Source organism: Okeania sp. SIO2F5 (assembly GCF_010692685.1).
In the GTDB taxonomy this organism is placed as follows: Bacteria; Cyanobacteriota; Cyanobacteriia; order Cyanobacteriales; family Microcoleaceae; genus Okeania; species Okeania hirsuta.
The window spans coordinates 11,798-21,052 of the sequence record NZ_JAAHGU010000028.1; the positions used below are offsets into that span (position 1 = coordinate 11,798).

Consider the following 9,255-nt stretch of genomic DNA (forward strand, 5'->3'; position numbering starts at 1 on the left):
AAATTCTAAAAGAATATCTAGAAGTACCTTTATTAGAAGTTATTTATTCTAAAGATGCACAAAAGTCAAGTGTATTAGACCAAACAGCTTATACCCAACCAGCTTTATTTTCAATAGAATACGCCCTAGCTAAGTTATGGGAATCTTGGGGGATTAAACCTAATGTGGCGCTAGGCCACAGTGTGGGAGAATATGTAGCCGCAACAGTAGCAGGAGTATTCAGTTTAGAAGATGGTCTGAAATTAATCGCCATGCGGGGCAAGTTGATGCAGCAGTTACCCTCCGGTGGTGAAATGGTATCTTTGTTAGCATCAGAATCTCAAGTAATAGAAGCTATAGGCGAGTATAGTTCTAAGGTGGCAATAGCAGCAGTTAATGGACCAGAAAGTATCGTAATTTCTGGTGAAAGTGAAGCTCTAGCAAATATTTGCAGTAAATTAGAATCCCAGGGAGTTAAAACTAAAAAATTACAGGTATCCCATGCTTTTCATTCCCCATTAATGGAGCCAATGTTGGCCGAGTTTGCCACAGTAGCTCAGGAAGTAACCTACAGTAAACCTCAGATACCACTAATATCTAATGTAACGGGAGAAAAAGTAGGTGCAGAAATAGCAACTGCTGAATATTGGGTGCGTCATATCCGGCAACCAGTAAGATTCTTTCAGAGTATGAAAAGTCTAAATGAGCAAGGATATCAATTATTCCTGGAAATAGGGCCGAAACCAATATTGCTGGGGATGGGACGTCAATGTGTAGCAGAAGAGAGTGGTATTTGGTTGCCGTCACTACGTCCGGGGATAGATGAATGGCAACAGATACTATCAAGTTTAGGACAGTTATATGTACAGGGTATTAAGGTAGATTGGTTAGGTTTTGAGGGAGATTATTCTCATCAGAAAGTAGAATTGCCAACTTATCCATTTCAGCGAGAAAGATATTGGGTAGATGCTCCGAAAAATCAACAGCAAAATACTACTAATCAAAGTTCAAATTTAATTTTTGAATTAATTAATCGAGGTGATGCAGAGGAATTAATTCAAGAACTAAATTTATCTGAAGAATTAACAGAAGAAGAACAAAAATTATTACCTAAGTTGTTAAATATTTTAACGACTAGGCATCAAAAAAATCTCCAAAATCAACGGGATATAGTTGGTGATTATTATGATGAGTTAGCTTCTTTTATGGATGAAGAAGCAATTTTGAACTATATTCCTTTGCCAGGAATTATCAAAGGATTTTCCTGGGTTTTATTTGCTAAGTTGAAAAGCGAACAGAAATATCACAAATTAGCATCAACTGCCCAGAAAGAAATTAGAAATATAGGTTGGCAGAAAGTAGATTTTGATTCTTGTCAGAAAGTTCTGGATATTGGTTGTGGTCATGGAACCGACTTAATGACTTTAGGTGAAAAGTATAATCATTTAAACCTTTGTGGCTATACAATATCAGATAGGCAAGTAGAATTAGGAAACAAAAAAATTAGTGAATTAAACCTACAAGATAGGGCAAAAATTGTTAATGGAGATAGTTCTCAGGATGAGTTTCCAGATAATTACGATTTGATATATGGATTTGAAGTGATTTGTCATATCAAAAAGAAAAAGGAACTATTTTTAAACATCAAAAATCACTTAAAAGATAGGGGTAATTTCGTCATGTCAGACTTTATCTCTAACGCTTCATTTGATATTGATTATGATGCTCACTCGTCTTATCTGATAACTCAAAAAGAATGGCTATATTTACTATCAGAAAGTCAGATCAAAATTCTACGTTATGTAGATATTAGTAAGGAGATTGCTAATGGTTTAGACGATCCTAATTTTCCAGAGAATCTCGACTATGTATGTAAGAAAAGTAATTTAAACGAAAATGCGAGAGTAGGGTTGCAATCTTATGACAATTTATACAAAATGTTGCGTAAGGGACTAGTCAGTTATGTAGTAATGACAGCTCAAAAACAAGAGTCATTGTCAGTAGATGAAATTTATAAGTGGAACCAAGAAATTCTCCAAAATCCACTACATTACTCCGATGTTTCATTACAACAACTTTTCTATGGAGTGGAATGGAAAAAAGTAGGTCCTCGACAAGAACAGAGAAAACAACTGTCGAAAAATTGGATAATATTCAGCGATAAAGATGGTGTAGGTGAAAGACTGAAAAATATCCTAGAGGAAAGAGGCGATCGCTGTTCGATGGTATTTATAGGAGAAACCTATAAGCAAAAAGACACAGGAAGTTGGGAGTTAAACCCATCTAATCCAGCAGATTTTGCCAGTTTTTGCCAAGATGCCAAGGTGACAGTTGGGGAAAGTCTGAAAATAATTCACTTGTGGAGTCTAGAAACTACAGCTTCTCAACAACTAACTCAGTCAACTTTAGAGTCAGCACAAAAGTATAGTTGTGGTAGTGTATTGCATCTAGTGCAAGCTATGGAAAAATACTGGAACTCATCCTCACCTCAACTGTGGTTAATTACCAAAGGTTCCCAGTCCGTGTTGCCTGTAGAAGAAGTAGCAATAGCTCAAACCCCACTATGGGGAATAGGAAAAGTCATATCTCTAGAACATCCTGAACTATGGGGAGGACTACTAGACTTAGACCAGGCATCGTCCACAAATGAAAATGAAGCAGAAACACTGCTAAAGCTACTAGAAGAAGATCAAGAAGAAGATCAACTGGCCATCCGTAATGGAGAAATCTATGTAGCTCGTTTAGAAAGAAAACTCTTAGCAGAGTCTCAGCAACTATCTTTCAGTGAGTCAGGAAGTTATTTAATTACTGGAGGAACAGGATCATTAGGATTGAGCATAGCTCAATGGTTAGTAGAGAAAGGATGTAAACATCTAGTATTAACTGGTCGCTCTCAACCATCAGAGCAAGCACAATTGAAGATTAATAGTTTAGAGAAACAAGGAGCAGAAGTAGTTGTAACTCAAGCAGATGTATCTGTTCAAGAAGATATGGAGAGAGTGTTCAAGCAAATAGAAGAAAGAATGCCACCTCTCAAAGGAGTAATTCATGCAGCAGGACTTGTAGGATTGAACCTGCTTCAGGAGATGGAACTTTCTCAACTCGAATCCATACTCCGTCCAAAAGTAATAGGAGGATGGTTGCTACATGAATTAACTCAGAACCTAGAGCTAGACTTTTTTGTGAATTTCTCCTCCATTGCATCAGTATGGGGTTCAAAAGCTCAAGCTCACTATGCAGCAGCCAACAATTTTCTGGATGGATTAACTTATTATCGACAATCTCTAGGATTACCAACCTATAGCATAAATTGGGGGCCTTGGTCAGGAGGCGGAATGGCAGTAGGAGAGGCCATGAATTGGTTAAACCAAATGGGCGTAAAACCACTAGATCCAGAAAAAGCAATAGCTGCCTTGGAGAAAGTATTAACAAGCAATAACCCTCAAACAGTAGTAGCAGATATAAATTGGGATTTATTTAAAGACCTATACGAAATAGGAGGTAAACGATCATTTCTGCAAGAAATTTCACTAGACTCAGAAGCAACAGGTGGAGAACAGATTTCCGGACGTAAATCGGAATTGTTAGAACAACTTCATCAAGCACCAGAAAGTGAACGGAACGAAATACTCATTGAGCAGTTGCAAAATGATGTAGCTAAAATTATCGGATTATCGAAATCTAAACTTCCAGATCCAGAGTTAGGATTCTTTAAAATGGGAATGGACTCCTTAATGGCAGTTGAGCTAAGAAATCTGTTGAGTTCTACTTTTAATTCCTCCATCAGCACAGCAACCTTGTTTGAAAAGTCTAATATCAAAGACTTAGCTGAATACTTGATAGAAGAAATTTTCCCAGAAGGGGAAGAAGAAGAAATTGATGTTCAAGATAGTCAAGAAGTAACTCCTCCCAAACAGATAGAAACAGAATTTGAAGGAGAAGTTGATAGTGCCATTGCCTCAGAATTAGAAGAAATCCAAGCTTTGCTGAAGGAGGACTAGCACTCTGTCAATTTTGAATTGACGGGTCGAGATAGATACGGAGACGCGGGGATACGGGGACGCGGAGAGAGGATTGATCCATCATTAGATATCTCCAAAAATCAAAAATAAAATCAATTATTATCCAGAAATTATCAATTATTCCCCTCCAGGGAGGGGGAGGGGCGAGGGGAGGGTTCCCTGTTCCCAGCTCCGGTGTTCCCTGTTCCCTGTTGCCTCTTTTCTGGAGATGTCTATATATATTGACAGAGGACTAAAATGAACAATACTTCTCAAACAAACCAACAAAACGTCTTATCCAAAGAAGTACTTCAAACATTGAAGGAAATGCGGGGTAAACTCGCAGCAGTAAACAAAGCCAAAACCGAACCGATCGCCATTGTTGGCATGGCCTGTAGATTTCCTGGAGGAGCTAATGACCCATCAAAATACTGGAATTTATTACATGATGGTATAGATGCAATTACGCCAGTTCCTCCTGAACGTTGGGATGTGAGCGCTTATTACGATCCCGATCCAGAAGTTCCTGGGAAATCCTACACTAGAGAGGGTGGGTTTATTGAGCAAGTTGACCAGTTTGACCCCTTATTTTTTGGTATTTCTCCTAGAGAAGCAGTTAGTTTAGATCCTCAATACAGACTACTGTTAGAGGTTACATGGGAAGCATTAGAAAACTCTGGACAAACATGGGAAAATCTGAAGAATAGTCAGACAAGTGTATTCATGGGCGCATCGACAGATGACTATACTAGCGTCATTCTCCGTGAAGCAAATAGTTACCCTACTCTTGGCATTAATAGAAGTATTGGTGTAGGTCGTATTTCTCATCTCTTGGGTTTGCAAGGGTCTAATCTACAGGTAGATACAGCTTGTTCAAGTTCTTTAGTTGCTGCCCATTTAGCCTGTCAGAGTTTGCGTTCAGGAGAATCCAACATAGCATTAGTAGGTGGGGTAAATTTAATATTATCCCCCTTCAGCACTATTGGTCGTTGCCAAGCAAAAGCACTATCCCCAGATGGTCGTTGCAAGACTTTTGATGCTGCGGCCAATGGTTATGGTCAGGCAGAAGGATGTGGTGTCCTAGTTTTGAAGCGTTTGTCTGATGCAATTAGTGATGGCGATCTAATTTCCGCCATTATTCGAGGCTCTGCAGTTAATCACGATGGGCCAAGTAGTGGGATGACAGTTCCCAATAAAATGGCTCAAAAGGAGGTAATTCAACAAGCTCTGACAAATGCTAAGTTAGAACCACATCAAGTTAGCTATTTGGATGCTCACGGTACAGGAACTTCTTTAGGAGACCCCATAGAAATAGAAGCTCTCGCAGAAGTATACGGGAAAAAACGTCCAGCAGATTCCCCTTTGATTGTGGGATCGGTCAAGACAAATCTTGGGCATTTGGAAGCAGCAGCAGGGGTATCATCTTTGATGAAGGTGATTTTAGCCCTTAAGCATCAGGAAATCCCTCCTCATTTACATTTAAAACAACCTAATCCTCTTGTAGATTGGGATAAGTTACCAATAAAAATTCCTACTTCTTTAATGCCTTGGTCTTGCGAGGGAAAACCAAGAATAGGAGCAGTTAGTTCCTTTGGTATGGGTGGTACTAATGCTCATATAATTTTAGAAGAAGCACCTGTAGAATTTAGAATTCAGAATTCAGAATTTAGAATTAACACAAATGGGGAAAAGGGGGATGATTTAGAGCGTCCGCTGCATTTATTGACTTTATCAGCCAAAACAGAAAAAGCTTTAGAAGATTTAGTCAGTAGTTATCAAAAGCATTTAGAAAGGTATCCAGATTTGGCAGTAGCAGATGTATGTTACACAGCTAATACAGGAAGGAAACATTTTAAGCATCGACTAGCAGTTATTACTTTCGATCAAAAAGAATTAGCAGAAAAGCTACTTGACCACAAAACAGGAAAGGAAGTGGTTGGACTATCTTGTGGAGAATTTGATAGTGGTAGCGCAAGTTCTAAGCTAGCTTTCCTATTCACAGGTCAAGGTTCCCAGTATGTGAATATGGGTAAGCAATTGTATGAAACTCAACCAACCTTCCGTCAGGCTTTAGATCAATGCGACCAAATATTACAACCCTATCTAGAAGTACCTCTACTAGAAGTTATCTACCCTAAAGATGTACAAAAGTCAACCTCGAATTTGTTAGACCAGACAGGTTATACCCAACCAGCTCTATTTGCCATTGAATATGCTTTGTTCAAATTATGGGAATCTTGGGGAATCAAACCAACTGTAGTGATGGGTCACAGTGTAGGAGAATATGTGGCAGCAACAGTAGCAGGAGTTTTCAGTTTAGAAGATGGTCTGAAATTAATTGCTATGCGGGGACGGTTGATGCAACAGTTACCCTCCGGTGGAGAGATGGTGGCAGTGATGGCCTCAGAATCTGTGGTAACAGAAGTAATAGCAGATTATAGTTCACAAGTGACAATAGCAGCGGTTAATGGACCAGAAAGTATGGTGATTTCTGGAGAGAGTGGAGCGATCGCAACCGTTTGTAGTAAGTTAAAAGCAATAAGAGTTAAGACCAAAAAATTACAAGTTTCCCATGCTTTTCATTCGCCGTTGATGGAGCCAATGTTGGCCGAATTTGCAACAGTAGCTCAGTCAGTCATCTATAATCGGCCGAAAATACCACTGGTATCAAATGTAACTGGTCAAAAAGCAGCAAATGAAGTAACTAAGGCTGAATATTGGGTAAATCATATCCGACAACCAGTAAAGTTTTATCAAAGCATAAAAACATTGCACGAGCAAGGGAATGAACTTTTCTTGGAAATAGGACCGAAACCAATATTGTTAGGGATGGGGCGTAGATGTCTAGCAGGAAATGTGGGAGAATGGTTGCCATCATTGCGTCCAGGGGTAGAAGAATGGCAGCAAATGTTATTGACTTTAGAAAAGTTGTATGTTAGAGGGATAAAAATAAATTGGTCGGGGTTTGACCAAGGTTATGCTCGTCAGAAGGTGGCATTGCCAACGTATCCTTTCCAACGAGAACGTTACTGGGTAGAAAGAACGGAAAACAAACAGAAACAACAACATCAAAAGATAGAAAATATTGGTGAGACTCCAATTTTTCAACTACTCACTCAAGGAAACACAGAAACCCTCACTCAACAACTAGAAACAACAGCAAAACTTTCACCAGAACAACTGAAACTTTTACCAGAAATATTAGATGTATTAGCTAAACAACATCAAGAACAATTAACAGCAGTAACTGTAAAAAATTGGTTCTATGAAATTCAATGGAAACCTTTAGCTCAAATTAACTCAACAACAAACATTCAATTAAGTCATTGGCTAATTTTAGCTGATACTACAGGAGTAGCCGAAAAATTAGCCCAAAAATTACAACAACAGGGTCATGAATACAGCTTAGTTTATAGAGGAGAGAACTATCAAAAACTAGCAGCAGGAAAATATCAACTAAATCCTCATCTTCCTGAAGAATTTGAAAAACTGTACCAAGAAATTCAGCAAAATACTCCAACTCCCTTATCAAAGTTAATTCACCTGTGGAGTTTAGATGCTCCCGAATCAAAAGATTTAACCCTTGAAACTCTAGAAGAAACACAAATATGGGGATGTAGCAGCGTAGTGTACCTGTTACAAACCTTACTCAAAAACTCCAGCATTCCCCAACTATGGTTAGTAACCCGTGGGTCTCAGTCAGTAACAGAAAATAATATAACAGGACTAGCAGCATCCCCTCTGTGGGGATTAGGTAGAGCATTGTCCCTAGAACATCCCCAATTATGGGGAGGATTAGTGGACCTAGACCCACAAGCTCCAGCAGCAGACGAAATAGAAATGCTATGGCAATTATTAGTTAATGAACAAGAAGAAGATCATCTAGCTTTACGGGGAGAAAATACTTATGTAGCTCGTCTGGTAAATCAATCTCCTCCAGAATTTCCTCAACCCCTATCCTTATCATCAGATGGTAGTTACTTAATAACAGGAGGATTAGGAGCGTTAGGACTACATACCGCAGAATGGTTAGTATCTAAGGGAGCTAAAAATATTGTCTTAACTGGGCGTAACGCTCCTTCAGAAAAAATCCAAGAATCAATACAAAAATTAGAACAAACAGGATGCCAGGTTAAGGTTTGGTTAGGGGATATTGCTATAGAAGAAGATATAGCCAAAATTCTGGAGAAGATTCAGACATCTTTACCCAAACTCAAAGGAATAATTCATGCAGCAGGAGTGGTTGATGATGGAACCATACAACAGATGAATTGGGAGCGTTTTGCCAAAGTAATGTCGCCAAAAGTAAGAGGAACTTGGCACTTACATAAATTAACTCAAAATTTGCCATTAGATTTCTTTGTCTGTTTCTCCTCAATGGTTTCCCTAATTGGTTCCCCTGGTCAAGGAAATTATGCTGCGGCCAATGCCTTTATGGATGGTTTAGCTGGTTATCGTCGCAGCGAAGGATTATCAGGATTGACTATTAACTGGGGAGCATGGGCATCTGGAGGTATGGCTACTCGTTTAGCAGTGGAGCATCAAAATCGTATTCAGAACAGTGGAATAGGTGAAATAGCTCCCAAAGAAGGAATGTATTCCTTGGACTTACTTTTGGGAAATCAATCTGCTAGGTCACAGGTAGGTGTAATAGCTGTAGATTGGTCGGTATTAGCAGAACATTGGAGCGGTATCACAAAAAGTTCTTTATTACAAGAATTATTACAAAAGGAAAAGTTGGCAGATAATGATACACTACAGCAGAAAGTAAAAGTAGAAATTTTAGCCAAATTAGAAACGGCCTTAGAAGAGGAACGTCAAGAAATTTTAACCGAACACATTCGAGGGGAAGTAGTTCAGGTACTAGGTTTAAGCTCATCTCAATTACCGGAAATGAATTTAGGGTTTATGGAAATGGGCATGGATTCTTTAATGGCGGTAGAATTAAAAAATCGACTGCAAAATCAACTAGGAACTAACTTACCTGAGACAATAGCGATGGAATACCCAACGATCGCCAAATTGTCCTCACATATAGAGGAATTAATGGAATGGAAGACAACAGAAAATGAGGAATCCTCTAATGGCCATAATCAAGCTGATGTATCAGAAATAGATGCTAATGTATTGCCAGTTCTGGAAGATATTTCAGAAGAAGATTTTGAAGCACTAGCAGCTCAACAACTAGAAAAAATTCAGAACATGCTCTAAGATTAGGTGAAAGCTAAAAAAAAATATATATTTTGCTCTATAAGTCAAAAAAATTAGGTTAAGG

The 9,255-nt window shown here is 38.7% G+C and carries 2 protein-coding genes; both read left to right on the forward strand.

Features of this window, described 5'->3' with window-relative positions:
• On the forward strand, positions 1–3,980 hold a 3,980-nt coding region (locus F6K27_RS12435; protein WP_287276156.1), incomplete at its 5' end, for an SDR family NAD(P)-dependent oxidoreductase.
• 258 nt (positions 3,981–4,238) lie between these two features.
• Entirely contained in the window at positions 4,239–9,191 is a 4,953-nt protein-coding gene (locus F6K27_RS12440) for a type I polyketide synthase (RefSeq protein ID WP_287276158.1), read from the forward strand.
• Positions 9,192–9,255 lie beyond the last annotated feature (64 nt).